Source organism: Streptomyces scabichelini, assembly GCF_011045015.1.
GTDB classification, from domain to species: Bacteria; Actinomycetota; Actinomycetes; order Streptomycetales; family Streptomycetaceae; genus Streptomyces; species Streptomyces scabichelini.
This window is the reverse complement of sequence record NZ_JAAKZY010000069.1, coordinates 1-25,102: the sequence shown is the minus strand read 5'-3', so window position 1 is coordinate 25,102 and position 25,102 is coordinate 1. Positions and strand designations below refer to the sequence as shown.

Sequence of the window (25,102 nt, the reverse complement as noted above, 5' to 3'; positions counted from 1 at the left end):
CCCCGGTTGCCTCATCCGGCCCGGAACAGATGCCGCGCCCCCCTGGTCTAGCCTGGGGGGCGCGGCATTCTCATATGCCCGCGTGTGAGACGCGTGTTCCGTACGCGTGGAAGGCACAGGAACGAGGCACCAGATGATCGACCCCGTGAGGCTGGACGTCGAGGGCTCGATCGGCGAGTTCGACGAGAAGCGCGCCGAGAACGCCGTACGAGAGCTGCTGATCGCGGTCGGCGAGGACCCGGAACGGGAGGGGCTGCGGGAGACGCCGAGGCGGGTGGCTCGGGCGTATCGGGAGCTGCTGGCCGGGTTGAGGCAGGAGCCCGAGGATGTCCTGACGACGACGTTCGACCTGGGTCACGACGAGATGGTCCTGGTCAAGGACATCGAGATCGTCTCCCTGTGTGAGCATCATCTGCTGCCGTTCCACGGTGTGGCCCATGTCGGGTACATCCCGGCCGAGACCGGGAAGATCACCGGCCTGTCGAAGCTGGCCCGTCTCGTTGAGGTGTTCGCGCGGCGACCGCAGGTGCAGGAACGTCTCACCACTCAGGTCGCCGACTCGCTGATGCGGATCCTCGAGGCGCGGGGGGCGATCGTCGTGATCGAGGCCGAGCATATGTGCATGTCGGTGCGCGGTATCCGTAAGCCGGGTGCTAAGACGACGACGTCGGCTGTGCGGGGGCAGTTGCGTGACGCTACGACGCGGGCTGAGGCGATGAGCCTGATACTTGCGCGGTAGCGCTCTGCTTGGGGCGGGTTCGGTTCCGTTCCGTCTGCCTGGTTGTTGTCCGTGTGGGGCTGCGGGTTCGTTGTGGCTTGTCGCGCAGTTCCCCGCGCCCCTTACGGGGCTCTACGCCGCTGGTGCTGCGTTGCCGTTTGTGTCGTCGTCCTCTGGGAGTTTGCAGACTCGTTCCAGGAAGAAGGCCGCCGCTATGACGGCGAGGCCTGCCAGGACGGAGAAGCCGGCGTAGATGGCCTGGTCGCGGCGGGGTGGGATGTCCAGCGACTCCAGGAGGAAGGCGCCCACGCCGCCGTACATGCCGGCGACCAGGGCGGCGACCAGGGCGCTGGCCTGGCCGAAGACGACCGCTCGGGCCGCCACCAGGGGGTCGACGCCGGTCGCGCCGGGGCGGCGCTCGCGCTGAGCCTTGAGACGGGCGCGGAGCGAGAGCGCCGTGGCCAGGAGGACCACGGCGATCAGGGCCAGGACGATGGGGGCGGCGAAGGGGACCCGGGGCAGCGTGCCCACCGCGTTCCACAAGCGGGCGCCCGCCCAGGACAGCACGCCGGCGACGATGAATACGCCGGCCAGCGTCCTGATGCGCAGCTGTTTCACGATGCCCCTTCGTCGCTGCCGGAGATCACTCGGGAGATCGCTCGGGATCACCGAGAAGACCACCGGCTTCTGTGGTCCGTCCTAAATCATGGTCCGGTAGACCTTAACGACTACTCGGGCAGCCGTAGTTCCAGATCGGCTCGGGGTGCGACACCGTCTCGGGGGACGCCTGCCAGGAGGTGGACCACCGGGCCGAGGCCCGGAAGCTGGGCGTCCGGCTCCACGTCGTGCCAGGGCGCGAGGACGAAGGCCCGCTCGTGCGCACGCGGGTGGGGGAGTGTGAGTTCCGGGTCGTCGGAGACCTCATCGGCGTACGCGACGATGTCCACGTCGATCGTGCGGGGCCCCCAGCGCTCGTCCCGTACGCGGTGGAAGGCCTCCTCGACCGCGTGCGCCCGCTCCAGGAGGGAGGACGGGGGGAGGGTCGTGCGCAGGACGACGATCGCGTTGAAGTACGTCGGCTGGCTGCCCGGCTCCACGCCCCAGGGCTCCGTCTCGTACACCGGAGAGACCGCCTTGACGCGTACGCCGGGTGTGTCCTCCAGGGCGTCGACGGCGCCCTGGAGCGTCTCCAGGCGGTTGCCGAGGTTCGAGCCGAGGGAGAGCACGGCGCGTTTCGGATTGCTCAGGGTGGTGTCGGCGGCATCCACTCGTTCCACGACGGAGGCGGGCACCGGCTGTACGGTCGGGTCGCTGTGACCCTCGGTCAACGAGGCAGTCATACTCGGCTCCGGGTGATGGTGACGGTCACGTCGTCGAAGGGCACGGTGATCGGTGCGTCCGGTTTGTGGACGCAGACCTCGACCTCCAGGACCCCGTCGTGTTTCAGACACGTCTGGGCGATGCGTTCGGCGAGCGTTTCGATGAGATCGACGGGCTCGCCCTCGACGACGGCCACGACCTCCTCCGCCACGATGCCGTAGTGCACCGTCTTCGCCAGGTCGTCGTCGGCCGCGGCGGGCCGGGTGTCCAGGCCCAGCGCGAGGTCCACGATGAAGGTCTGGCCCTCTTCGCGTTCCTTGGGAAAGACACCGTGGTGCCCGCGGGCCTTCAGGCCGCGCAGCGCGACACGATCCACGCGAATCACTCCTGCAATCGTCGGTAACGGCGGTCCCTGCCACCTGTCGTCAGCACACCGGCCTCAGCCGAATCTACCTGCGAACACTGACAACGCCCGCCCACGAGGGCTCGGCTCGGGCGGGGGTCAGGAGGGTTCATCGACTGTTCTTCTGGCGGGACACGGCGGCTCACGGGCTGGTAGCCGCCCATACCCAGAGGCCCGCGATCCCAACCGTTACTTGGCCCCTACCCACTCAGGAGGGGGAATCGTCGGTCTCTTCCTCGCCGGATTCGGCCAATACCGGGGAGGCGTGGTGCGACCACAGCTTCCAGCCCTCCGAAGTGCGACGGAACACATTCGTGGCGACGACGAGCTGTCCTACGAGCGGCCCGAGTTCGTCGCTGTCCTCCGGGGCCGGGCCGCCGCTGAGGATGTTCTCGGTGCAGGTCACCAGGGCGGTGTCGGAGATGACGGATACGTGCACGTCCGTCAGGAAGAACTGGATGTAGTCGGTGTTCGCCATGATCAGCGCGTACGAGCGGAGAACCTCGCCGCGGCCGGTCAGGACGGGCCAGCCGGGGTGGACGCAGGAGACCTCGGCGCCCCGGTCGGCGGTTTCGTCGGGGTCCTCGGGGTCCGTGTCCGTGGTGTGTTCGGCTCCGTCGATGTCCATGGGGGCGAGCCAGAGCGTCGACAGCTCTTCGAAGTCGCCACGTTCCATCGCTTCGTAGAAGGCGGTGTTGGCGCGTGCGACCTCTTCGACGTCGGTGCGGGGTGCGCTCACTGGGCTCCCTCTGCCGCCCGGGCGCCTTCCACGGCCCGGGCGACCCGGACCGCGTCGGCGGTGGCCCGCACCTCGTGGACGCGGACCGCCCACGCGCCCTGGTGGGCGGCGAGCGCGGAGACGGCGGCGGTGGCCGCGTCGCGTTCCCTGGCGGGCGGCGGAGAGCCCTCCGGGCCGGCCAGTACGCGGCCGAGGAACCGCTTGCGGGACGCGGCGACCAGTACGGGGTGGCCGATGGCCAGGAGGCGGTCGAGGTGGGCGAGGAGGGTCAGGTCGTGCTCGGCCTGCTTGGAGAAGCCGAGGCCCGGGTCGACGACGATGCGGTCCGCGGCGATGCCCCCCGCCAGAACGGCCTCCACGCGCGCGTGGAGCTCGTCGACGACTTCGGAGACAACGTCCTCGTACGTCCCCCGGATGTTTCCGCCCTCCAGGAAGCCGCGCCAGTGCATGACCACGAAGGGGGCGCCCGCGGACGCGACGACCGGGATCATCGCGGGGTCGGCGAGTCCGCCGCTGACGTCGTTGACAAGTGCGGCGCCCGCCGCGAGGGCCCGTTCGGCGACGGAGGCGCGCATCGTGTCGACGGAGACGGTGACGCCTTCGGAGGCCAGACCGCGTACGACCGGGAGGACACGCCTGAGCTCCTCCGCCTCGTCGACACGGGTGGCACCGGGGCGGGTGGACTCACCGCCGACGTCGACCAGGTCCGCGCCCTCTGCGACCAGATCCAGACCGTGCTTGACGGCGGCCGTCGTGTCGAACCAGCGGCCGCCGTCCGAGAAGGAGTCGGGCGTCACGTTCACCACCCCCATGACCGCGCACCGATCCCATGCCGGTAGCCCTGCCACTTGGCCTCGCCCGCTCTTCGTGCTCATACGACCAGCGTAGGCCTCCAGCGTTGGGCTGGTTTCGCCTACGGGGGTCGGGGCGGGTCGTGTTGGGCCGTGGCGGGTTGCCTCCGGCGGGGGTTGTCCGGCCGCTTCGCGGCCTGAGCGAGGGCCCCGGGGCTTGGGGGAGTTGGAGCCCTCGCTCAGGCCTGCTCTATGCCGCTCGTACGCCGTTTTCCGTCACCCGGTGCGCGCACGGGGCCGACGGTGCCGGCCTGCGGCGCAGTACCCGCGGCAGCGCGAGGCTCACGAAGCCCTCCGCCTGCATGGCCGCCAGGCCGATGCGCGGCAGGTCGCGGGAGGAGCGGTACACGACGAAGCGGGGCTCCCAGTGGGGGCGGAACTTCGCGTTGAACTTGTAGAGCGACTCGATCTGGAACCAGCGGGAGAGGAAGACGAGCAGGCCGCGCCAGGCGCGCAGGACCGGTCCTGCGCCGATCTTCTCGCCGCGGGCCAGCGCCGAGCGGAACATCGCGAAGTTGAGCGAGACCCGCCGCACGCCCAGGCGGGGCGCCGCCTGGAGCGCGGCGACGATCAGGAGCTCGTTCATGCCGGGATCGGCCGCGCGGTCGCGGCGCATCAGGTCGAGCGAAACGCCGTCCGTGCCCCACGGGACGAAGTGGAGTACGGCCTTCAGGTCGCCGTACGGGCCGGGCTCGGCGTCGGCCCGCCCGTCTCCCACCACCGCCCTACCCGAGGCTCCCCCAGAGCTGAACGCCTGGGGGGACCCCCATCGCGCCGCCCCTTCAATTCTGTGCGCCGTGGCGATGACGCAGTCCCCGTCGGCCGTGTCGCCGATGCGGCCCAGCGCCATGGAGAAGCCGCGCTCGGTGTCCGTGCCACGCCAGTCCTCAGCGGCGCGCCGTATCCGCTCCAGCTCACTGTCGCCCAGGTCACGGACGCGCCGAACCCGGGTCTCGTAACCGGCCCGCTCGATGCGCTTCACCATCTGGCGCACGTTCCGCATCGCGCGCCCGGCCAGGGAGAAATCCGCGACATCCACCACCGCCTCGTCGCCCAGTTCGAGGGCGTCGAGGCCGGTTTCCCGCGTCCAGACCTCGCCGCCCGTCTCGGAGCAGCCCATGACGGCGGGCGTCCAGGAGTGGGCCTTCGCCTCGTCCATGAAGCGCTCGATCGCTCCGGGCCAGGCCTCGACGTCGCCGATCGGGTCGCCGCTGGCGAGCATCACTCCGGAGACGACGCGGTACGTCACCGCCGCCTTCCCGCTGGGCGAGAAGACGACCGCCTTGTCGCGGCGCAGCGCGAAGTGGCCGAGCGAGTCACGTCCGCCGTGCTTCTCCAGGAGCGCCCGCAGCCGCGCCTCGTCCTCCTCGGTGAGGCGCGCGGCGGGGTGTTCCGGGCGGAAGGCCAGGTAGATCGTGGTGAGGGCGGTGAGCAGGCCGAGCGCGCCGAGCGAGAAGGCCACCGTCGAGGACGTGTTGCCCTGGTAGTCGACCGGGCCCTCGAAGCCGAACATGCCGTACACCACATGGCTGATGCGGTCCGCGAGACTCGGGTCGCCGACCATGCGGTTCGGGTGGACGCTGACGATGACCAGGCCGAGAAGGAGCGAACCGGCGCCCATGAGCACGAAGTTGGCGAGCGCGCGCCAGCGGCTGCGGGGATCGGGCAGTGCCGAGAATTCATCGCGGTGGCGCAGCAGCGGCGCGAGCAGCGCCAGCGATATGAGGACGCCGATGAGCGAGTGCCGGTAGGTGAACTGCGCGATGGCACCGGCCGGCAGGAGGATCACGGCCGCCCGCCACGCCCTCCGTTTGCGGCGGCGCAGACCGTGGGCCAGGAGCAGCAGCAGGACGCCCGCGCTGAGCGCCAGGGCGGCGGCGAACGGGCCCAGCGCGCCCGGCAGCACCTCGGCGAGCGTGTGCATCCGGCTGTGCCGGAAGCGCGGGAAGACGCCCGCGGCGATGTCCAGAAGCCCCACAAGGGTGCAGGCCCTGGCGACCAGGGTGGGGACGGCCTCGGGGCGCGGACCGCGGAGTACGCGCCGCAGTCGGCCCGTCCGGTCCGGAACCCCGGCCGACTTTTCTCCATCAATCCTGACAGACATCGCATCCCGTACTTCTGAGAGAGACCTTGAAACCAGTGCCATTTCCGGCATCCGGCGACATTGCGCCCTCTAGGACGGTGCCTGGAGGAGCCAGGTTCACTCGGCTTCGGAAAACCATGTCAAAGGGCAAGGCAAGCCCTGGCAACGCGCTGTGACGGATGCGGCGGCGGATGCGGCGGCGGCCTTGGACGGAAAGCGCAGGCAGGACAGCCCATGGGTCTCACGAGCGACAAGATGCTGGCACTCACAGTGCTCTGCGCGGTGCTGCTGTTCGTCGGCACGGTGTGGTTCTGGCCGCGGCTCGCACGCCGCAACTGGCGTGCCGTTTCAGGGCGGATCAGCCTTCTGCTGGCCACCCAGGTCCTGATCTTCGCGTCGGTCGGCCTCGCCGCCAACCAGGCTTTCGGGTTCTACGCCAGTTGGGCCGACCTCTTCGGCCAGGAGTCGGGCCAGGGCGTGGTGGTCGATCACGACACCGGCGAAAACTCGGGCGGCCCGCTCCAGGTCGTCGACACCCAGCAGGTGAACGTGGCCGGAGGTGCGCGGCCGCAGGTCGGCGGCCAGATCCAGAAGGTCGACATCGTGGGCCGGCGGACGCACATCGCGACCCCCGCGTACGTCTATCTGCCGCCGGAGTACTTCCAGCCGCAGTACCGCACCCGCAGTTTCCCGGCCGCCACCGTGCTCACCGGCTACCCCGGCACCGCCGAGGCCCTCATCAAGGGCCTGCACTATCCGCAGACCGCCCACGGGCTGGCCAGGACCGGGACGGCCCAGCCGATGATCCTGGTCATGATGCGGCCGACGGTGGCGCCGCCGCGCGACACCGAGTGCGTGGACATCCCCGGCGGCCCGCAGACCGAGACGTTTTTCGCCAAGGACCTGCCCGAGGCCGTATCGGCCCACTACAGGGTGGGCAAAAAGCCCGGGAGCTGGGGAATCATCGGTGATTCCACGGGCGGTTACTGCGCGCTGAAGCTCGCGATCCACCACCCGGAGACGTACGCCGCCGGAGCGGGCCTTTCGCCCTACTACAGGGCACCGATCGACCCGACCACGGGCGATCTCTTCCAGGGCGACAAGGAACTGAGGAAGAGCGCCGACCTGATGTGGTACCTGAAGCACAGGCCCGCACCGGACACCTCGCTGCTGGTCAGCAGCAGCAAGCACGGGGAGAAGAACTACAAGGAGACGCTGAGGTTCATCGACCTGGTGAAGGCGAAGCAGCCGACGCGGATCTCGTCGATCATCCTCGACAGCGGCGGCCACAACTTCAACACCTGGCGACGCGAGATCCCGGCCGCGCTTCAGTGGATCAGCGGGCGGCTCGACGACCGGTGACCGGTGACGGGTGACGGGTGTTCGGGCGGGTGGGAATCTCCCGGCCTCAGCCGGGAGAGCCCTTCAAGAACCGCAGTTGGAGAAGGGCGCGATCGACGTCATCCCCGAATACGCGGCGACGCTCGGGGAATTCCTCGATCCGCAACCTGACGAATGCGAGACGCGGCCCTTCCGCCCGTCGCGGACAACGTGCTTCCGGTTGTGAATGCCAAGGATGCGGGCGGCAAGGAGATAGCCGACGCAGTCGAGGAGCGCCCGTCGACGTGATTGCCGAGTCGTGAGGCGGAACGAATCCTCCGTGATGGCTGGGTTTTTACGGGGCGGGGCTCCAAGATTCGCCTACGCGCGGTAAGTTTCTGGCCATGCCACGTGGACGTCACCGCCATTCCCCACCTCTGCACCGGCTGCTGCCCCCCTCGGCGATCGCAGGCGTCTCGCTCGTCTGTGCCGCGGGGCCCTGGTTGTTCTCGGAAGCGTGGGTGCTCCGCGGGCTGGCCGCGGGCGCCGCGGCGACGGCTGTCGTGGGCGCGATCGTCATGCGCCACTGGGACGTGTCCGCGGGCAAGCGCGTCGCGGACCTCACGCGCGCGCGTGCGAGCGACGAGTGGCGCCACGAGGAGCGGATCGCCGAGCTCGAGACCGACCTCGACGAGTCGCGCGAGCTGCGCACCAAGCTGGAGCACCGGCTCCGCGAGAAGCGGGCGGAGCTGCAAGGGCTGCGCAACGAACACGCCGCCCTGCTGCGGCGGTACGCCACGGCGGAGACGGAGCGGGCCAGCGCCCTGGAGGGCCGTCGGCTCCTCGCCATAGAGGCGACGACTCCGGCTCGTGCGTTGCCTGCGCCGGCTTCGGCGGAGGCGGTGACCGAGGACCCGGTTCCTGCCGTCGCGGAGGTGGCGGATTCGGCTCCGGCCGCCCGTGCCGCGGCTTCGGTTCTGTACGCCAAGGCCAACGCGGCGTTGGACCGGCTGGCGGCAGCGAACGCCGCTCGCCTGGCCGAGGGCGCGCCTTGGGCGGATGCCCCGACGGAGGACGGTTCGCAGGACGCGGACGGTCCTTCTGCGGTGGTGGACGGGGCCACGGCGGGCGATTCGGCGGTGGACGCGCCCCTGGAGAGGGAGTCCCCGAAGAGCGGCTCCACGAAGGGCGGTTCGGCGGCGGACCAGGCCGTGGAATCCACGTCCCCGAAGAGCGGCTCCACGAAGGGTGGTTCGGCAACGGACGAGCCCGGGCAGAGCAACTCGACGAAGGGCGACCCGGCTAAGGGGGACTTGGCTAAGGGCGACCTGGTGAAGGGTGGCCCGGTGAAGGGTGGTTCTGCCGGCAGTGCCCCCGTGAAGGGCGGTGCGCCGAAGGGTGCGCCTCCGGCGGGCGGTCCTGGGAAGGGCGGGCCCACGGGGGGCGGGCCGGGAAAGGCCGTTCCCGCGCCGGGCGGTTCACCGAACGGCGGCTCTCGCAAGAAGGCCCCCGCGACGGGCGAGGCCGGGCAGGAGGGTGAGGCGACGCAGGGGAAGTCCGAGGCGGTCGGCGGTCATGAGCGCACGGCCGCCGTGACCACACCGACGCCCACGCAGTCCGGGACGCCTGGGCAGGCCAGGACGCGCACGCGGGCCGACGAGACCGCGCAGCCGTCCGCGCCGGCCGACGGGCCCGCACCGGCTGACGCCCCCGCGCCGACCCCCTCCGCAGCCGCGCCCTCGATCGCAGCCGCTCTGAAGCCCGCCCCCAAGCCGGTGCCTCCCTCCGGGCACTTCACCGTGCCCACGGCCGTGGCGGTCGTACCGACCTCGCCCGCGCGGCGGCCCTCCGTGGAGGGCGGGTTCGACTTCTTCGGTACGCAACAGGAGGTATCCCAGGCCGCGCTGGAGGCCGTACAGAACGAGGACCTCGCCGACGTGGTGGGCCAGGAGGCGCTCGCTCTCCACAAGGCCGAGTCCGAGGCCCAGTTCAAGCCGGCGGACGAGGAGTCCCGTGGTGTCGGTCAGCAGGTCATCGACCTGACCGCGCACGACGAGACGGAACAGATCGACGTGGCGGAACTGCGGAGCGCGGTTTCCTGAACGTCAGCGGTCCGCAGGACGTCGGCGGTCCGCAGGACGTCGGCGGTTCGCAGAATTTCGGTGGTTCGCAATGAGGGCAGTGGCAACGCAACACGCCACTGCCCTCAAGCCATCCACCATCCGGGCCGAAGCCACCCACCACCCGGGCTCAGGCCATCCACCGATCCGGCCGAGCCTCCCGCCGCCCCGTCCGCGACCGGTCCGCCTGCCCGTACAACAACTCCGCCGCCTCCGAGGCGTCCCGCAGCCGAGCCGTCACCGTCTTGTTGGCGCCGGTGTCCACGTGCACGTGGGCCAGCCCCTTGAGGCGGGCCCAGGGCCCCTGCTCCATGCGTACGCTCTGGACCTTGGCGTGCGGGACGAGGGCGAGGCTGCGGCGCAGCAGCCCATGGCGTGACGCGAAGACCGTGTCGGTGACGGCGAGTCCGTAACCCCGCCACCAGAACGGCATGCACCAGCCCGCCCGGCGCGGCGGCCGCGACAGCGCACCCGGCACGACCACTCCCGGCAGCACCCGCGCGATCACCGACTCGGCGACCTCGCGCGGAGCGACCGGCACGAGCACGGAGTTGGCCGAGCCCGCCACGTCCAGCTCGACGCGGACCCAGCCGCGCCGCCGCCACAGCAGCGGTTCGACGATGCGGACGGTCTGCACGCGCCCGGGCGGCACCGTCTCGTGCGAACGGTCGAGCAGGCCGTGGTCGATACGGAGCCCGTCAGGGGAGTCGCCGACGGTCCAGTCGTACTCGCCGACGAACCGCCCCACACTGCTCGCACCCGCCGCGCCGAGCAGCGGAAGCGCGACCGCGAGGACGGTCCACACACTGTGCGTGGCCCACCACACCAGCGGCGGTACGACGAGCGCGCCGGCCAGCGAGCCCCAGGTGGCACCCGTCAGCACCAGGGACACGGCGAGGATCCGGGCCGGTACGTGCAGCAGCTGCCGGACCGGGGCCTCGCCCACCTCGTGCGCCGTCTCGGGCGCGAAACCGGCGGCGCGGGCGAGCAGTTCGGCTCGCAGCACCCGGGCCTCGTCCTGGCCCAGGAAGGCCAGTTCGTCTTTCTTGTCCGTCCCTATGACGTCGAGTTTGAGTTTGGAGACGCCCGCGACCCGGGCCAGCAGCGGCTGGGTGACGTCGACGGCCTGGAGCCGGTCGAGCCGGATGTGTGCGGAGCGCCGGAACAACAGGCCCGTACGGATGCGCAGTTCGGTGTCGGTCACCGCGAAGTGGGTGAACCACCAGGTCAGAAAGCCGTACAGGGCGGCGGCCGGAATGACGATGGCGATCGCGATCAGCAGGGTGCCGGTCGTCAGCCGGGTCAGCTGCCGCTGCGTCTGGTCGGGGTCGTGCACCGCCCAGCCGGCGATCACGGCGACCGGCGCCCAGGCGCGACGCAGCGGCGTCACGGGATGCAGCCGCCGCTCGCTCAGCGGCCGCTCCTCCCGTACGTCCTCGTCGGCGGTACCCGGCGGAGCCGACGGCGGCATCGTCACAGCCCCGCCGATCGGGCCTCGCCCAGCTCCGTGAGCCGGTCGCGCAGCCGTTCCGCCTCCGCCGGGTCGAGGCCCGGAATGCGCGCGTCCGTCGCCGCGGCGGCCGTGTGCAGCTGCACGCTCGCCAGCCCGAAGTGACGTTCGACGGGACCGGAGGTCACCTCGACCAGTTGCATACGCCCGTACGGCACGACCGTCTCCTCACGCCACAGCACACCCCGGCTGATCAGCAGGTCGTCCGCGCGCTCCGCGTACCGCCAGGACCGCCAGTTGCGGCCCAGCATCGCCCAGCCCCACAGCAGCAGCGCCAGCGGCAGCAGCGCGAACACCGCCCAGCCGGGCCCTACCAGCAGACCGAGCGGCAGCCCCGTACCGAGCGTCAGCGGCACCAGCCAGACGACGAGCAGCAGCCGGCGCATCCGCAGCAGCCCCGGCGGCAGGCCGGTCCACACCGGCTCGGACTCGGTGTTTCCGGTGGTACCCATGATCCCCGTGGTCCCCGTCTCCATGCCGCAAGCGTACGTACGAGACACTGTTCCCATGACTCCTACGACGGAGACCATGGTCGGAATCGGCGGCGCCGCGGAGAGCACCGACATGGTGCTCAACATCGGGCCCCAGCACCCGTCCACCCACGGTGTCCTGCGCTTGCGGCTGGTCCTTGACGGCGAGCGGATCCAGCACGCGGAGCCGGTCATCGGCTATATGCACCGTGGCGCGGAGAAGCTCTTCGAGGCGCGCGACTACCGCCAGATCATCATGCTCGCCAACCGCCACGACTGGCTCTCCGCCTTCTCGAACGAGCTGGGTGTCGTCCTCGCGGTGGAGCGCATGCTCGGCATGGAGGTCCCCTCTCGCGCTGTGTGGACGCGCACGCTCCTCGCGGAGCTGAACCGCGTCCTCAACCATCTGATGTTTCTGGGGTCGTACCCGCTCGAGCTGGGCGGAATCACCCCGGTGTTCTACGCCTTCCGGGAACGCGAGGAGCTCCAGGCCGTCATGGAGGAGGTCTCCGGCGGGCGTATGCACTACATGTTCAACCGGGTCGGCGGTCTCAAGGAGGACCTTCCGGCCGGATGGGCCGCACGCGCGCGTGCAGCCGTCGCGGACGTCCGCTCACGCATGGACGTGTACGACAACCTGGTGCTCGGCAACGAGATCTTCCGCGGGCGTACGCGGGACGTGGGACGGATGTCTCCGGAGACGGTGCACGCCTACGGAGTGAGCGGTCCCCTCGCCCGCGCCTCCGGAGTCGACTTCGATCTGCGCCGCGACGAGCCGTACCTGGCGTACGGGGAGCTGGGCGACGTCCTGAAGGTCGTCACCCGGCAGGAGGGCGACTGTCTGGCCCGCTTCGAGGTTCTCCTGAACCAGACCCACAACTCCCTGGACCTCGCCGACGCCTGCCTCGACCGGCTCGCGGAGCTGCCGCCCGGGCCGATCAACCAGCGGCTCCCGAAGGTGCTCAAGGCTCCGGAGGGCCACACGTACGCCTGGACCGAGAACCCGCTCGGCATCAACGGCTACTACCTCGTCAGCAAGGGCGACAAGACCCCGTACCGGCTGAAGCTGCGCTCGGCCTCGTACAACAACATCCAGGCGCTCACCGAACTGCTGCCGGGCACGCTCGTCGCGGACATGGTGGCGATTTTGGGATCACTGTTCTTCGTGGTCGGGGACATCGACAAGTAGGGCTCCGCGTGCTCTCCGTAGAGGGCTGTTTTCGCCGGGCAGCGGGTCTGGCAGTGGGTTCGGAATTCCAACCGGCTGCATGAGCCAGCCGAAGTCGCCGAGTCCGCCCGGAGCGGTGAGCTCGGCGGCCTCGCCCGCGCCGGCGAGGGCCCGTACGTACGCCGTGGGGTCCGCGGAGGCCAGGGACAGCGGCGGCCGTCCGCCGCTCACGCCCAGCGCGTGCAGGGCCTCCCGCTGGGTCAGCAGCCGCGCTCCGGGCAGCGCGCACGCGTCCAGGGCCACGTGGGCGGTGATGTCGCAGGACCCGTCCGGCACGGGCGCCGTCTCCCGGCCCCCGCGGAAGCCGGTGAGCGTGCCGAAGGGCGGCCGCGCGTCCACGAAGTGGGCGTAGTCGACGGCCACGGCGAGACCCCGGTCGAGGGACGCCACGGCGGAAGCCCAGGCCGCATCCCTGGAGAGACCGATTTCCGCACGCAGCCCTTCAGCATGTGGCACTTCAGCACGCAGCCCGTCAGCATGTGGCCCTTCGGGACGCTGATTTTCGGGGCGTACGGCGTCTTCGTCGTCCTCGTGCGGCCCCGGCCCGAGCGGCCACCACCGTGCCAGCCACTCCGCGTCCGCTCCGGCGACCGGTTCCCCGAGGGATTCGGTCCCGTCCTCCCGTACGAGAACCAGCCGCGGCACCCCCTCCGCGTCCACCTCGGCCACGTCCAGCGGCACGTTGTCCAGCCACTCGTTGGCGAACAGCACCCCGGTGACGCCCGCCGGAGGCTCCGCGCGCCACTCGATCCGGTGGTCGAGACCGGGGGGCCGGTCGGCGCGTTCGACGGCGTACCCACGCGCGCGGGAGGCCACTTCGGCGGGGAGGGCCTTCAGGACGCCGGTCACCAGCTCGCCGCGGCCCGCGCCCATGTCGACGAAGGCGAGTTCCGCGGGCTGGCCGAGCGCTTCGTCGACCCGGCACAGGAGCCGGGCCACGGCCCCCGCGAACAGCGGCGACGCGTGCACCGAGGTGCGGAAATGGCCCGCGGGCCCCTCGGGCCGGCGATAGAACCCGGAAGGCCCGTACAGCGCCTCCTCGGTGGCCTGCCGCCACCCGCGCCGCCCGCCCGTCGACTCGTGTGCCTCGTGTCTCACGGCGCCAGGCTAAGCGTCGGGATCCAGCAGGTCTCCACCTTGGGGAGTACGTAGGGTGGTCGCGGATCGACCCTCCGGTTGACCCCTGCACACTGCACCCTTCCCTACGCTGGGTTACGTGCAGCGCCTCTATGACTTCCTCCGCAGGCACCCGACGTGGGTCGACAGCTTCTGGGCCGTCGTCCTGCTCGGGATCACCGTCGTGGGCGGAGCCACCACGCAGGCGGCCACGGGGGACGAGCCTCCGGCCGCCGCGATCCCGATCATGCTGCTGCTGTGCCTCGTGGTCGCGTTGCGCCGCCGCCTGCCCGAGATCATGCTGCTGCTGGCCGCCGCGATGGGCGTGGCGCAGCTGGTCGTCGACGTGGAGGTCATGCCGGCCGACTTCGCGATGATGGTGATCATCTACACCGTGGCCGCGGAAGGCCCCCGCTGGGCGTCCCGGTTCGGACTGGCCGGTGGCCTGTGCGCCGGGATGATCTCCCAGACGCGCTGGCCGCAGGAGGACGTGGGGGCCACGGGCAACATCCTGATAGCCGTCTTCCTGACCGTCCCCTTCGCGCTCGCCTGGGTTCTCGGCGACTCCATCCGCACCCGCCGCGCCTATCTCGCCCAGCTGGAGGAGCGCGCCGCCCGCCTGGAGAAGGAGCGCGAGGCCCAGTCCAAGGTCGCGGTCGCCGCCGAGCGGGCCCGGATCGCCCGCGAGCTGCACGACGTGGTCGCGCACAACGTGTCGGTGATGGTGGTGCAGGCCGACGGCGCCGCGTACGTCCTGGACGCCGCCCCCGACCAGGCCAAGAAGGCCCTGGAGACCATCTCGGGAACGGGCCGTCAGGCCCTCGCCGAGATGCGCCGCCTGCTCGGCGTACTGCGCACCGGCGAGCACCAGGAGACCGGCGAGTACGTCCCCCAGCCCGACGTCGACCAGCTCGACGACCTCATCGAGCAGTGCCGCAGCGCGGGCCTCCCCGTCGACTACAAGATCGAGGGCACCCCACGGCCGCTGCCGAGCGGCGTCGAGCTGACCGCGTACCGCATCGTGCAGGAGGCGCTCACCAACACGCGCAAGCACGGGGGGCCGAACGCGGGCGCGAGCGTGCGCCTGGTCTACTTCGACGACGGCCTCGGGCTGCTCGTCGAGGACGACGGGAAGGGTGCCCCGCACGAGTTGTACGAGGAGGGTGGCGCCGACGGCCGGGGACACGGTCTGATCGGTATGCGTGAGCGGGTCGGTATGGTCGGCGGCACTCTGGACGCGGGGCCGCGTCCGGGCGGCGGCTTCCGGATCAGCGCCCTGCTTCCGCTCAAGCCCGCCAACTGACACGTGCACGCTCCACGAACCGACCGCCCGCGTACCCCATGCACTCGCTGTCCATGAACCGACCGGAGGACTCAGGAATGCCGATCCGCGTGATGCTCGTCGACGACCAGGTGCTGTTGCGCACCGGGTTCCGGATGGTGCTCGCCGCCCAGCCGGACATGGAGGTCGTGGCGGAGGCGGGCGACGGCGTCGAGGCCCTCCAGGTGCTGCGCTCGACCGCCGTCGACGTGGTCCTGATGGACGTCCGCATGCCGAAGCTGGACGGCGTCGAGACGACCCGCCGCATCTGCTCGGAGCCTGACCCCCCGAAGGTGCTGATCCTGACCACCTTCGACCTCGACGAGTACGCCTTCTCCGGGCTGAAGGCGGGCGCCTCCGGTTTCATGCTCAAGGACGTGCCGCCCGGCGAACTCCTCGCCGCCATCCGCTCGGTGCACAGCGGTGACGCCGTGGTCGCGCCGTCCACGACCCGCCGTCTCCTCGACCGGTTCGCGCCGATGCTGCCTCACTCCGGCAAAGAGCCCCAGCACAAGGGGCTGGAGCGGCTCACCGAGCGCGAGCGCGAGGTGATGATCCTGGTCGCGCAGGGACTGTCGAACGGCGAGATCGCGGCGCGCCTCGTCCTTTCGGAGGCGACGGTCAAGACGCATGTGGGCCGCATCCTCACCAAGCTGGGCCTGCGCGACCGGGTGCAGGTCGTTGTCCTGGCGTACGAGACCGGGCTCGTACGGGCAGGCGGACAGGGCTGAGCGGCGTTCGGCAGGACCCACCGGGAACGTGACCGTGGCGTGACCGACAGCCACTAAGGTCTCTGCGCATGCTCCTGTGGATCAACGGGCCCTTCGGGGGCGGCAAGACACAGACTGCGTACGAGATCCAGCGGCGACTGCCCGGCAGCGTCATCTGCGATCCGGAACACATCGGCTTCGGCCTGCGCCGCACGCTGCCGCCCGAACTTCGCGGGGACTTCCAGGACTTGGCGTCCTGGCGGCAGGGCGTCGTCGAGGTGCTCGACCTCGCCCTCACCAAGCACGACGGTGTCGTGATCGTCCCCATGACGGTCACGGACTTCGGCTACTTCGACGAGACCGTCGGACGGCTGCGCGACCTCGGCCACGACGTACGGCACTTTGCGCTCCTCGCCGAGCGCGAGACCGTACTGAAGCGGCTGCGTGAGCGCGGCTTCGGGCACCTCCTGCAATACGTGACCGGTAAGAACGCCCCCTTGCGCAGGGAGAGTTTCGCCGTGCGCAAGCTCGACCACTGTCTGGAGCGGCTGCGCGAGCCCGAGTTCGCCGAGCACCTGTGGACGGATCACACGACCGTCCCCAAGACCGCCGACCGGATCGCCGTACTGGCCGGGCTGAAGCTCACGCCGAACAGGGAGGGGGCGCTGCGGACACGGCTGCGGCAGATACGGGTCGGGGTGAAGCACATCCGGTTCGACTGACCGGCGCCGCTGCAGCTGCCCTCCGAAGCCGGGGCAGCCACCGCAGCCCTCCGAAGGCCCGGCTCCCTTCCGACGGCTACCTGAGCAGCCCTTCCAGGAAGTCGCTGCCCAGCCGGGCCACCACCGTGACGTCCAGCTGGTGCAGGACGTACCGGCCGCGGCGGCGCGTGGTGACCAGACCCGCCTTCTTCAGGACGCTCAGGTGCCGGGATATCTCGGGTGCCGTCATCCCGAGCGCCTTCGCCAGCTCGCCCGTCGTGTACACGCTACGGGCCAGATGGCGGCAGAGCTGAATGCGCACGGGGTGCGAGAGGGCGGCCATCCGCAGAGTGAGCCGCTCGACCGAGGACGGGGCCGTGAGGGTCGGCGAAGTGACCGGGTAGTGGATCACAGGCTGCCACCCGTGCCGGGGCAGGACCATCAGATGCGGCCAGCCGAGGCTCGTCGGCACGAGGAGCAGGCCGCCGTCCCCGGTGACAGTGTGGCCCGTGGCCAGCTTGTCGACGACGATCCGGCCGGCGGTCTCGTCCAGCGTCACCATCGGGGAGGCCGCGGCGAGTGCCTCGGCGAGGCCCTTGCGTCTGAGCAGGTCCGTCTTGTGACGGGCGTCCGCCGCGAGTTGAGGGCGCAGCCGGGACCAGGTCTCGGCGAAGAAGGCCTCGTCGCAGTCCTCCACGAACTGCCGGAGCCACGCCCGGACGCTCGGCGGGTCCTCCAGCAGCCGCATCGTGAACCCCAGCTGCTGCGGCCCGCGTGAAGCGGCCAGCTCCAGGGAGCGCTGCCGCATCTCGGGGTCGGACAGCAGCTCCAGGCTGTTCGAGTCGTACGTCGACGCGCAGGTGAACTCCAAGGCGGCGTCCACGAATTGCTCGTCGGACAGCTTGTCGACCAGGTCCAGCTCCTCGGCGAGCGTCGCGCCCGGAGGCACTCCGCCCGCCACCCCGGCGCACGGCAGGAACAGGTCCGAGAACGTCGTACGCCACAGGAAGTCGGCCTCGCACATCCGGTTGGCCAGGTGCGGGTCGAGCCGGGCGGACACACCCGTCGCCCACCCCCGCAGCCCGGGATGGTGCCCCGGCTCGGACAGCGCGTGCAGCGCCATGCCGAGCTCGGCCAGGGGAGAAGGCACGACGGCGATCTGCTCCTGCCGCAGCCCGGAAATGTCGATGCTCACGCTCATGACCCCATGGTGCATGCCGCCACTGACAACGCCGCCCTCGATTGACGGCGGCCGTCAATCGAGGCGACGTGAGCCGCGAGGAGGGCGCAGCCTCGGATCAGAACCGGGGCACCGCGGGCCGACCGGATCCCATCCCTCGAACCGTTCCGAGAGGCGATCCGTCATGAGCATCACCGAGCAGTACTTCCTCGACATGGCCAGGGCTCAGCGGCGCGGCGAGCCGCTGCCACCCGCACCCGGCAGCCACGACTGGCAGGCGATGCGGGAGCTGCGCGGCGACCGGCCGTTCCGGGCTGTCCAGACCGTCCAGACCGTCCAGGCCGCTCGTGCCCGTCAGGATCACGGGCGGGTACAGGCTGCGCTGACCCGGCTGTTCAGGCAGTTCAGGCGGTTCAGGCAGCCCAAGCTGTTCAAGCCGCTCGGCCCGGGATCCGCGCCACAAAGTCGGCGACGGCTGTCCTGACGTCCTCGGCGGTCCACTCCAGGCCCGGCTCGGCCACCGTCACCTCCGTGACCGACAGCCCCGGCATCCTGTCCGGGAACCAGCGACGGAACAGTGCCGTCTTCGTCTCCTCGGCCTGTCGTACGGCCGCCTCGTTGAGCTCCTCGTGGTCATACGGCAGCCACACCCGGAACTCATGCGTGTGCGGCTCCCGGGGGTGGACGCGGCTCAAGGGGAGGCCCGCCGCCATGAAGCCCTCGTGCAGCGCCGCGGCGACCACGCGCGCGTGGGCCACGTATGCCGGCAGGCGGGGCAGCACCCGGTCGAGGCCGGTCAGCGCCGACAGGACCGTCGGGAACTGCTGGAAGACCTGGCCGCCGTACCGGTGCCGCCAGGCCTTCGCCTCGTCGACCAGGGTCTGCGGGCCCGCGAGCACCGCGCCGCCCAGCCCTCCCAGGGACTTGTAGAACGACACGTACACGCTGTCCGCGAGGCCCGCGATCTCCTCCAGGGGGCGCCCGAAGTGCGGGGTGCACTCCCACAGCCGCGCCCCGTCGAAGTGCACCACCGTGTCGCGCTCCCGCGCCGCGTCCACCACCTCGGAGAGCTCCTCCCAGGAGGGCAGCACGAAACCGGCGTCCCGGAGCGGCAGTTCGAGCATCAGGGTCCCGAAGGGCTCCTCGAAGTCCCGTACCTCCTCGGCGGTCGGCAGCCGGGGCTCGCGCGTCGGATGGACGGTCCGCAAACCGCTCACCACGGAGAGGGCGTCGCGCTCGTGCACTTCGGGGTGGGCAAGCGGATGCAGGGCCACTACGGGGTTGCCGGTGCGGCCCGCCCAGCAGCGCAGGGCGATCTGCTGGGCCATGGTGCCGGTGGGGAAGAACGCTGCCGCCTCCTTGCCGAGGAGGTCCGCGACCCGCTTCTCCAGGGTCTCGACGATCCGGTCGCCGTACATGTCCACCGGCTCGTCCAGGTCGTACACCTGGGCTGCCGCGTCGGTCAGCCGCTCCAGCCGTTCGCGGACCGTGAAGTGGAAACCGGGCCGCCACAGTGTTCGTTCGGCCCCGCGCGCGGCAGCCCACAGCCGCGCCCGCTTCTGCTCCGCCGACTGTTCCTCGCCCTGCTCCGCCGTATCGCTCATCCCCGGATCATGCCGGGGGCGGCGCCGGCCGGGCATGCGATTTCCCACAGCCTGTGGACAACGAAACGGCCCCGGAACGGATCGCGTTAACATGACGAGAAATCGTCCGGTACCCCGAGCGGACTGGAACGGAAGGCCGCCGTCGAGTGAGTACAGTCCCACAACCAGACCCCAAGGACCGCCCCGCGCGGCTCACCGTCGGCGTCGTCGGCGCCGGCCGCGTCGGGCCCGCTCTCGCCGCATCCCTCCAGCTCGCCGGGCATCGCCCAGTGGCCGTCTCCGGGGTCTCCGACGCCTCCGTACGGCGTGCGGCACAGCTGCTGCCCGACGTACCGCTGGTGACGCCCGCGCAGGTCATGGAGCGGGCCGAGCTCGTGCTTCTGACGGTCCCGGACGACGCCCTGCCGGGGCTTGTGGAGGGGCTCGCCGAGACGGGGGCCGTGCGGCCCGGGCAGCTGCTCGTGCACACGTCCGGGCGGTACGGCGCGAAGGTCCTGGATCCCGCGCTGCGGGCCGGTGCGCTGCCGCTGGCCCTGCACCCCGCGATGACGTTCACCGGCACTCCTGTGGACGTACAGCGGCTTGCCGGGTGCTCCTTCGGGGTCACCGCGCCCGAGGAACTGCGGCTGGCCGCCGAGGCGCTGGTCATCGAGATGGGCGGCGAGCCCGAGTGGATCGCCGAGGAGAACCGGCCGCTGTACCACGCGGCTCTCGCCCTCGGCGCCAACCACCTGGTGACCCTGGTCGCCGAGTCCATGGAGCTGCTGCGCGCGGCGGGCGTCGAGGCCCCCGACCGGATGCTGGGCCCGCTGCTGGGCGCCGCCCTGGACAACGCCCTCAGGTCCGGTGACGCGGCCCTCACAGGCCCCGTCGCGCGCGGCGACGCGGGCACGGTCGCCGCGCACGTCGCCGAGTTGCGCAGGCACGCGCCGGGGACCGTCCCCGGCTATCTGGCGATGGCCCGCGCGACCGCCGACCGGGCCCTCGCCCACGGGTTGCTCAGGCCGGAGCTCGCCGAGGACCTTCTCGGGGTACTGGCCGACGGGACCGACACCGCCGAGGGAGACGCCCGATGACCACCGCCCTGCTGCGCACCGCCGACGAGCTCCACGCGCGCGTGCGCACCGGCCGCCGCGCCGTCGTGATGACCATGGGCGCACTGCACGAGGGCCACGCGACGCTGATCCGCACCGCCCGCGAGATCGCCGACGGTGACGGAGAGGTCGTCGTCACGATCTTCGTGAACCCCCTCCAGTTCGGCGCGGGCGAGGACCTCGACCGCTACCCGCGCACGCTGGACGCCGACATCAAGATCGCCGAACAGGCGGGCGCGGACATCGTGTTCGCCCCCTTCGTGGACGAGGTCTACCCGGGCGGCCGGCCCCAGGTCCGCATCAGCGCGGGCCCCATGGGCGAGCGCCTGGAGGGCGCCTCGCGGCCCGGACACTTCGACGGCATGCTCACCGTCGTCGCCAAGCTGCTGCACCTCACCCGGCCCGACGTGGCGCTGTACGGGCAGAAGGACGCCCAACAGCTCGCTCTGATCCGGTGCATGGTGCACGACTTGAACTTCGGGGTGGAGATCGTCGGCGTACCGACGGTGCGCGAGGAGGACGGCCTTGCCCTGTCCAGCCGCAACCGCTATCTGTCGGCGGCCGAGCGCCGCACCGCGCTCGCCCTCTCCCAGGCCCTGTTCGCGGGCAGCGACCGGCACGCCGCACAGGAGGCCCTGCGCGCGCGTGCCCTCGAAGTGCCCACCACGCGCGCGCGTGCCGAGGCCCTGAGCGCACTCGGCGAATCCCGCGCCGCGGCGGACGCGCACGCCGTCGCCAAAGCGGTCCCGGGCGGCCCCGCGGCGGTACGCGCCGCCGCCCGGCTCGTCCTCGACGACGCGGCCCGCCTCCAACCCCCGCTCGCCCTGGACTACTTGGCGCTGGTCGATCCGTCCGACTTCACCGAGATCCCGGACGACTACACAGGCGAGGCGGTCCTCGCCGTCGCCGCCCGGGTCGGGACGACCCGGCTGATCGACAACATTCCCCTGACCTTCGGAGCCGCCTCGTGACCAGCACAGGCATACGTCTGCACGCCCCCGCCCCCGGCTGGTTCATCGCCGCCGACGTCGTGGTCGTCGGCTCAGGAGTCGCCGGACTCACCGCGGCCCTGCGCTGCGACGCCGCGGGCCTGCGGACCGTCGTCGTCACCAAGGCCATGCTCGACGACGGCTCCACGCGCTGGGCGCAGGGCGGCATCGCGGCGGCCCTCGGCGAGGGCGACACCCCCGAGCAGCACCTCGACGACACGCTGGTGGCGGGCGCGGGCCTGTGCGACGAGCAGGCCGTACGCATCCTCGTCACCGAGGGCCCGGACGCCGTACGCCGCCTCATCGCGACCGGTGCCCACTTCGACGAGTCCGAACAGGGCGACCTGGAACTCGCCCGCGAGGGCGGCCACCACCGGCGCCGCATCGCGCACGCGGGCGGCGACGCGACCGGTGCGGAGATCTCCCGGGCGCTCGTCGAGGCGGTACGCGCGCGTGGCTTGCGCACGATCGAGAACGCCCTGGTCCTGGACCTGCTGACGGACGACGACGGCCGTACCGCGGGCGTCACGCTGCACGTCATGGGAGAGGGCCAGCACGACGGCGTGGGGGCCGTCCACGCGCCCGCCGTGGTCCTCGCCACCGGCGGCATGGGCCAGGTCTTCTCGGCGACCACCAACCCGTCCGTGTCCACCGGGGACGGCGTCGCGCTCGCCCTGCGCGCCGGAGCCGAGGTCAGCGACCTGGAGTTCGTGCAGTTCCATCCGACCGTGCTCTTCCTCGGCCCGGACGCCGAGGGCCAGCAGCCGCTGGTCTCCGAGGCGGTACGCGGCGAGGGCGCCCACCTCGTCGACGCGGACGGCGTGCGCTTCATGGTCGGGCAGCACGAACTGGCCGAGCTCGCGCCCCGGGACATCGTCGCCAAGGGCATCATGCGCCGCATGCTGGAGCAGGGCGCCGAGCACGTGTACCTGGACGCCCGGCACTTCGGCGCCGACATGTGGGAGCACCGCTTCCCGACGATCCTCGCCGCCTGCCGCGCCCACGGCATCGACCCGGTGACCGAGCCCGTCCCGGTCGCGCCGGCCGCCCACTACGCCTCCGGAGGCGTCCGTACGGACTCCCACGGCCGTACGACCGTCCCCGGCCTGTACGCGTGCGGCGAGGTCGCCTGCACCGGTGTGCACGGCGCCAACCGGCTCGCCTCCAACTCCCTCCTGGAGGGACTGGTCTACGCCGAGCGCATCGCCGCCGACATCGCCACACGCCACGAGGAGAACCGCCTCCACGCGCGCGTGCCTGCTCCGGTCGCCTACCCCGAGCAGCCCGTCCACCCGCTGCTCGACCCCGAGGCGCGGTTCGCGATCCAGCGGGTCATGAGCGACGGCGCCGGTGTCCTGCGGTCCGCCGAGTCCCTGGAGACCGCGGCCGACCGCCTCCAGCAGCTGCACTCCGACGCACGCGACGCGCTCGCCGAGAACGGCAAGACGGCCGAGCCCGGCGTCGACACCTGGGAGGCCACCAACCTCCTGTGTGTGGCCCGCGTCCTGGTCGCCGCCGCCCGCCTGCGCGAGGAGACCCGCGGCTGCCACTGGCGCGAGGACCACGCCGACCGCGACGACACCGACTGGTCCCGCCACATCGTCGTACGGCTGAATCCGGACCGGACACTCGCCGTACGCACCACCGACACAGCAGACTTCCCCCCGACCCGGCAGCCCCGGCCGACCCCCAGTCTCCAGGAGCAGTGACAGAAGTGAGCACCCCCGACCTTCCCCTCCTCACCGGCGGTGGCTGCGGCGACGGCTGCGGCTGCGGCGCCGAAGGCGCCGAAGAGGAGTACGACATCGATCCCGAGGAGTGCGGCCTCGACCCGGCCCTCGCGCAGCTCCTCGCCGACGCCGGACTCGACCCCGTCGAGGTCGAGGACATCGCGCACCTTGCCATCGAGGAGGACCTCGACCACGGCGTGGACGTCACCACGGTCGCGACCATCCCCGAAGAGGCCGTTTCCACCGCCGACTTCACCGCCCGCGAGGCAGGCGTCGTGGCGGGCCTGAGGATCGCCGAGGCGGTCGTCTCCGTCGTCTGCACGGACGAGTTCGAGGTCGAGCGCCACGTCGACGACGGCGACCGCGTAGAAGCCGGCCAGAAGCTCCTGAGCATCACGAGCCGCACCCGCGATCTCCTGACGGCCGAACGCAGCGCGCTGAACCTCCTGTGCCGCCTCTCCGGCATCGCGACCGCCACGCGCGCGTGGGCGGACGTTCTGCAGGACACGAAGGCGCGGGTGCGCGACACCCGCAAGACGACGCCCGGACTGCGCTCCCTGGAGAAGTTCGCGGTGCGCTGCGGCGGCGGCGTCAACCACCGCATGTCCCTCTCCGACGCGGCCCTGGTCAAGGACAACCACGTGGTCGCCGCGGGCGGCGTGGCCCAGGCCTTCAAGGCCGTACGCGAGACCTTCCCGGACGTACCGATCGAGGTCGAGGTCGACACCCTCCACCAGCTCCGCGAGGTCCTCGACGCGGGCGCCGACCTGATACTCCTGGACAACTTCACGCCCATGGAGTGCGAGGAGGCCGTGGCCCTCGTCGACGGTCGCGCGCTCCTGGAGGCCTCGGGCCGCCTGACCCTGGAGAACGCGGCGGCGTACGCGCGAACCGGCGTCGACTACCTCGCCGTGGGTGCCCTGACCCACTCCTCGCCGATCCTGGACATCGGTCTCGACCTGCGAGCGGCGGAGTAGGTACGGGTCATGCTCCTGACGATCGACGTAGGCAACACCCACACAGTCCTCGGCCTCTTCGACGGCGACGACATCGTCGAGCACTGGCGCATCTCGACGGACGCGCGCCGCACGGCCGACGAGCTGGCCGTGCTCCTCCAGGGCCTGATGGGCATGCACCCACTCCTCGGCGACGAGCTGGGCGACGGCATCGACGGCATCGCCATCTGCGCCACCGTCCCCTCGGTCCTGCACGAGCTGCGCGAGGTGACCCGCCGCTACTACGGCGACGTCCCCGCCATCCTCGTCGAGCCCGGCGTCAAGACGGGCGTGCCGATCCTGATGGACAACCCCAAGGAGGTCGGCGCCGACCGCATCATCAACGCCGTCGCCGCCGTCGAGCTCTACGGCGGCCCGGCGATCGTCGTCGACTTCGGTACGGCGACGACCTTCGACGCCGTCAGCGCGCGCGGCGAGTACGTGGGCGGTGTCATCGCGCCCGGCATCGAGATCTCGGTCGAGGCACTCGGCGTCAGGGGTGCCCAGCTCCGCAAGATCGAGGTGGCCCGCCCGCGCAGCGTGATCGGCAAGAACACCGTCGAGGCCATGCAGTCGGGCATCATCTACGGTTTCGCCGGCCAGGTCGACGGCGTCGTGAACCGCGTGGCCCGCGAACTCGCCGACGACCCCGACGACGTCACGGTCATCGCAACGGGCGGCCTGGCCCCGATGGTCCTCGGCGAATCCTCGGTAATCGACGAACACGAGCCGTGGCTGACACTGATCGGCCTCCGCTTGGTGTACGAGAGAAACGTGTCGCGCACCGCTTAGGGGCGCGCCCGAAGGGGCGCCCCTAAGGGGCGCGGGGAACTGCGCGACCAGCCACAACGAACCCGCAGCAAACATACGAACCCCCGGGGGCCTGGGGGCGCAGCCCCC

The 25,102-nt window shown here is 71.3% G+C and carries 24 protein-coding genes; 13 read left to right on the top strand and 11 right to left on the bottom strand.

Features of this window, described 5'->3' with window-relative positions; genetic code table 11:
• Positions 1-133: 133 nt before the first annotated feature.
• Complete coding sequence (gene folE / locus G5C60_RS22260) at positions 134-739, top strand: GTP cyclohydrolase I FolE (RefSeq protein ID WP_165262020.1); 606 nt, start codon at positions 134-136, stop codon at positions 737-739.
• Positions 740-850: 111 nt separating this feature from the next.
• On the opposite strand, the gene G5C60_RS22255 is transcribed toward folE, so the two are convergent.
• From G5C60_RS22255 to G5C60_RS22230, 6 genes are all read right to left on the bottom strand, one after another.
• Positions 851-1,336 (bottom strand): DUF3180 family protein, encoded by a 486-nt coding sequence (locus G5C60_RS22255; RefSeq protein WP_165262018.1) that lies wholly within the window; start codon positions 1,334-1,336, stop codon positions 851-853.
• A 110-nt stretch (positions 1,337-1,446) separates the two neighbouring features.
• Complete coding sequence (folK, locus tag G5C60_RS22250; protein ID WP_165262016.1) at positions 1,447-2,058, bottom strand: 2-amino-4-hydroxy-6-hydroxymethyldihydropteridine diphosphokinase; 612 nt, start codon at positions 2,056-2,058, stop codon at positions 1,447-1,449.
• Entirely contained in the window at positions 2,055-2,414 is a 360-nt protein-coding gene (gene folB, locus G5C60_RS22245) for a dihydroneopterin aldolase (RefSeq protein ID WP_165262014.1), read from the bottom strand. Before folB ends, folK begins: the two co-directional genes overlap by 4 nt.
• A gap of 235 nt (positions 2,415-2,649) precedes the next feature.
• Positions 2,650-3,180 (bottom strand): nuclear transport factor 2 family protein, encoded by a 531-nt coding sequence (locus G5C60_RS22240; protein ID WP_165262012.1) that lies wholly within the window; start codon positions 3,178-3,180, stop codon positions 2,650-2,652.
• Positions 3,177-4,055, bottom strand: coding sequence for a dihydropteroate synthase (gene folP, locus G5C60_RS22235; RefSeq protein ID WP_165262010.1), 879 nt, complete (start codon positions 4,053-4,055; stop codon positions 3,177-3,179). Before folP ends, G5C60_RS22240 begins: the two co-directional genes overlap by 4 nt.
• A 166-nt stretch (positions 4,056-4,221) precedes the next feature.
• Positions 4,222-6,135, bottom strand: coding sequence for a phosphatidylglycerol lysyltransferase domain-containing protein (locus tag G5C60_RS22230; RefSeq protein WP_165262008.1), 1,914 nt, complete (start codon positions 6,133-6,135; stop codon positions 4,222-4,224).
• A 213-nt stretch (positions 6,136-6,348) separates the two neighbouring features.
• On the opposite strand from G5C60_RS22230, the gene G5C60_RS22225 reads away from it, so the two are divergent.
• Together G5C60_RS22225 and G5C60_RS22220 are read left to right on the top strand one after the other, a co-directional pair.
• Complete coding sequence (locus G5C60_RS22225; protein ID WP_165262006.1) at positions 6,349-7,476, top strand: alpha/beta hydrolase-fold protein; 1,128 nt, start codon at positions 6,349-6,351, stop codon at positions 7,474-7,476.
• A gap of 362 nt (positions 7,477-7,838) precedes the next feature.
• A complete protein-coding gene (locus G5C60_RS22220) occupies positions 7,839-9,536 on the top strand; it encodes a hypothetical protein (protein WP_206439841.1) in 1,698 nt (565 codons plus the stop codon).
• A gap of 148 nt (positions 9,537-9,684) precedes the next feature.
• Here G5C60_RS22220 and G5C60_RS22215 read toward each other — a convergent pair whose 3' ends face one another.
• Positions 9,685-11,025 carry a PH domain-containing protein gene (locus tag G5C60_RS22215; protein WP_165262052.1) on the bottom strand — a complete coding sequence of 447 codons (1,341 nt, stop codon included), beginning with the start codon at positions 11,023-11,025 and terminating at the stop codon, positions 9,685-9,687.
• Between the two features lie 2 nt (positions 11,026-11,027).
• Positions 11,028-11,540, bottom strand: a complete 513-nt coding sequence (locus G5C60_RS22210; RefSeq protein WP_165262004.1) for a PH domain-containing protein — start codon at positions 11,538-11,540, stop codon at positions 11,028-11,030.
• 31 nt (positions 11,541-11,571) lie between these two features.
• On the opposite strand from G5C60_RS22210, the gene G5C60_RS22205 reads away from it, so the two are divergent.
• Positions 11,572-12,723: an NADH-quinone oxidoreductase subunit D gene (locus G5C60_RS22205; protein WP_165262002.1), complete on the top strand. Its 1,152-nt coding sequence runs from the start codon at positions 11,572-11,574 to the stop codon at positions 12,721-12,723.
• On the opposite strand, the gene G5C60_RS22200 is transcribed toward G5C60_RS22205, so the two are convergent.
• Positions 12,688-13,860, bottom strand: a complete 1,173-nt coding sequence (locus G5C60_RS22200) for an SAM-dependent methyltransferase (RefSeq protein WP_165262000.1) — start codon at positions 13,858-13,860, stop codon at positions 12,688-12,690. The genes G5C60_RS22205 and G5C60_RS22200 overlap by 36 nt on opposite strands.
• Before the next feature lie 118 nt (positions 13,861-13,978).
• Between G5C60_RS22200 and G5C60_RS22195 the strand changes: the two genes are divergently transcribed.
• The 3 genes from G5C60_RS22195 (at position 13,979) to G5C60_RS22185 (ending at position 16,631) form a co-directional block, all read left to right on the top strand.
• The gene (locus G5C60_RS22195; protein WP_165261998.1) at positions 13,979-15,181 is read left to right on the top strand and encodes a DUF7134 domain-containing protein; all 1,203 of its coding nucleotides are present in this window, start codon (positions 13,979-13,981) and stop codon (positions 15,179-15,181) included.
• A gap of 77 nt (positions 15,182-15,258) precedes the next feature.
• The gene (locus tag G5C60_RS22190; protein WP_165261996.1) at positions 15,259-15,930 is read left to right on the top strand and encodes a response regulator; all 672 of its coding nucleotides are present in this window, start codon (positions 15,259-15,261) and stop codon (positions 15,928-15,930) included.
• 68 nt (positions 15,931-15,998) lie between these two features.
• A complete protein-coding gene (locus G5C60_RS22185) occupies positions 15,999-16,631 on the top strand; it encodes an AAA family ATPase (RefSeq protein ID WP_165261994.1) in 633 nt (210 codons plus the stop codon).
• A 76-nt stretch (positions 16,632-16,707) separates the two neighbouring features.
• Here the strand turns inward: G5C60_RS22185 and G5C60_RS22180 are convergent, their stop codons facing one another.
• Entirely contained in the window at positions 16,708-17,811 is a 1,104-nt protein-coding gene (locus tag G5C60_RS22180) for a DUF5937 family protein (RefSeq protein WP_165261992.1), read from the bottom strand.
• 163 nt (positions 17,812-17,974) lie between these two features.
• Here G5C60_RS22180 and G5C60_RS22175 point away from each other — a divergent pair, with 163 nt between their 5' ends.
• Entirely contained in the window at positions 17,975-18,274 is a 300-nt protein-coding gene (locus G5C60_RS22175) for a hypothetical protein (RefSeq protein ID WP_165261990.1), read from the top strand.
• Here the strand turns inward: G5C60_RS22175 and G5C60_RS22170 are convergent.
• Complete coding sequence (locus G5C60_RS22170; RefSeq protein WP_165261988.1) at positions 18,222-19,394, bottom strand: threonine aldolase family protein; 1,173 nt, start codon at positions 19,392-19,394, stop codon at positions 18,222-18,224. The two genes, G5C60_RS22175 and G5C60_RS22170, sit on opposite strands and share 53 nt — an antisense overlap.
• 146 nt (positions 19,395-19,540) lie before the next feature.
• Here G5C60_RS22170 and G5C60_RS22165 point away from each other — a divergent pair, with 146 nt between their 5' ends.
• Genes G5C60_RS22165 through G5C60_RS22145 form a run of 5 tightly spaced genes read left to right on the top strand, consistent with a single transcriptional unit; the run spans position 19,541 to position 24,994 of the window.
• Positions 19,541-20,470 carry a DUF2520 domain-containing protein gene (locus tag G5C60_RS22165; protein WP_165261986.1) on the top strand — a complete coding sequence of 310 codons (930 nt, stop codon included), beginning with the start codon at positions 19,541-19,543 and terminating at the stop codon, positions 20,468-20,470.
• Complete coding sequence (panC, locus tag G5C60_RS22160; protein WP_165261984.1) at positions 20,467-21,459, top strand: pantoate--beta-alanine ligase; 993 nt, start codon at positions 20,467-20,469, stop codon at positions 21,457-21,459. The genes G5C60_RS22165 and panC overlap by 4 nt, the downstream gene beginning before the upstream one ends.
• Positions 21,456-23,186 carry an L-aspartate oxidase gene (locus tag G5C60_RS22155; protein WP_165261982.1) on the top strand — a complete coding sequence of 577 codons (1,731 nt, stop codon included), beginning with the start codon at positions 21,456-21,458 and terminating at the stop codon, positions 23,184-23,186. The genes panC and G5C60_RS22155 overlap by 4 nt, the downstream gene beginning before the upstream one ends.
• Before the next feature lie 5 nt (positions 23,187-23,191).
• A complete protein-coding gene (gene nadC / locus G5C60_RS22150; RefSeq protein ID WP_165261981.1) occupies positions 23,192-24,184 on the top strand; it encodes a carboxylating nicotinate-nucleotide diphosphorylase in 993 nt (330 codons plus the stop codon).
• A 9-nt stretch (positions 24,185-24,193) separates the two neighbouring features.
• A complete protein-coding gene (locus G5C60_RS22145) occupies positions 24,194-24,994 on the top strand; it encodes a type III pantothenate kinase (protein WP_165261979.1) in 801 nt (266 codons plus the stop codon).
• Positions 24,995-25,102 lie beyond the last annotated feature (108 nt).

Bases quoted from the DNA above. Each gene is read 5' to 3' on its own strand.
- folE (WP_165262020.1), top strand. From the start codon at position 134: ATGATCGACCCCGTGAGGCTGGACGTCGAGGGCTCGATCGGCGAGTTC.
- folK (WP_165262016.1), bottom strand. From the start codon at position 2,058: ATGACTGCCTCGTTGACCGAGGGTCACAGCGACCCGACCGTACAGCCG.
- folP (WP_165262010.1), bottom strand. From the start codon at position 4,055: ATGAGCACGAAGAGCGGGCGAGGCCAAGTGGCAGGGCTACCGGCATGG.
- G5C60_RS22230 (WP_165262008.1), bottom strand. From the start codon at position 6,135: ATGTCTGTCAGGATTGATGGAGAAAAGTCGGCCGGGGTTCCGGACCGG.
- G5C60_RS22225 (WP_165262006.1), top strand. From the start codon at position 6,349: ATGGGTCTCACGAGCGACAAGATGCTGGCACTCACAGTGCTCTGCGCG.
- G5C60_RS22220 (WP_206439841.1), top strand. From the start codon at position 7,839: ATGCCACGTGGACGTCACCGCCATTCCCCACCTCTGCACCGGCTGCTG.
- G5C60_RS22215 (WP_165262052.1), bottom strand. From the start codon at position 11,025: ATGCCGCCGTCGGCTCCGCCGGGTACCGCCGACGAGGACGTACGGGAG.
- G5C60_RS22210 (WP_165262004.1), bottom strand. From the start codon at position 11,540: ATGGAGACGGGGACCACGGGGATCATGGGTACCACCGGAAACACCGAG.
- G5C60_RS22205 (WP_165262002.1), top strand. From the start codon at position 11,572: ATGACTCCTACGACGGAGACCATGGTCGGAATCGGCGGCGCCGCGGAG.
- G5C60_RS22190 (WP_165261996.1), top strand. From the start codon at position 15,259: ATGCCGATCCGCGTGATGCTCGTCGACGACCAGGTGCTGTTGCGCACC.
- G5C60_RS22185 (WP_165261994.1), top strand. From the start codon at position 15,999: ATGCTCCTGTGGATCAACGGGCCCTTCGGGGGCGGCAAGACACAGACT.
- G5C60_RS22180 (WP_165261992.1), bottom strand. From the start codon at position 17,811: ATGAGCGTGAGCATCGACATTTCCGGGCTGCGGCAGGAGCAGATCGCC.
- G5C60_RS22175 (WP_165261990.1), top strand. From the start codon at position 17,975: ATGAGCATCACCGAGCAGTACTTCCTCGACATGGCCAGGGCTCAGCGG.
- G5C60_RS22170 (WP_165261988.1), bottom strand. From the start codon at position 19,394: ATGAGCGATACGGCGGAGCAGGGCGAGGAACAGTCGGCGGAGCAGAAG.
- panC (WP_165261984.1), top strand. From the start codon at position 20,467: ATGACCACCGCCCTGCTGCGCACCGCCGACGAGCTCCACGCGCGCGTG.
- G5C60_RS22145 (WP_165261979.1), top strand. From the start codon at position 24,194: ATGCTCCTGACGATCGACGTAGGCAACACCCACACAGTCCTCGGCCTC.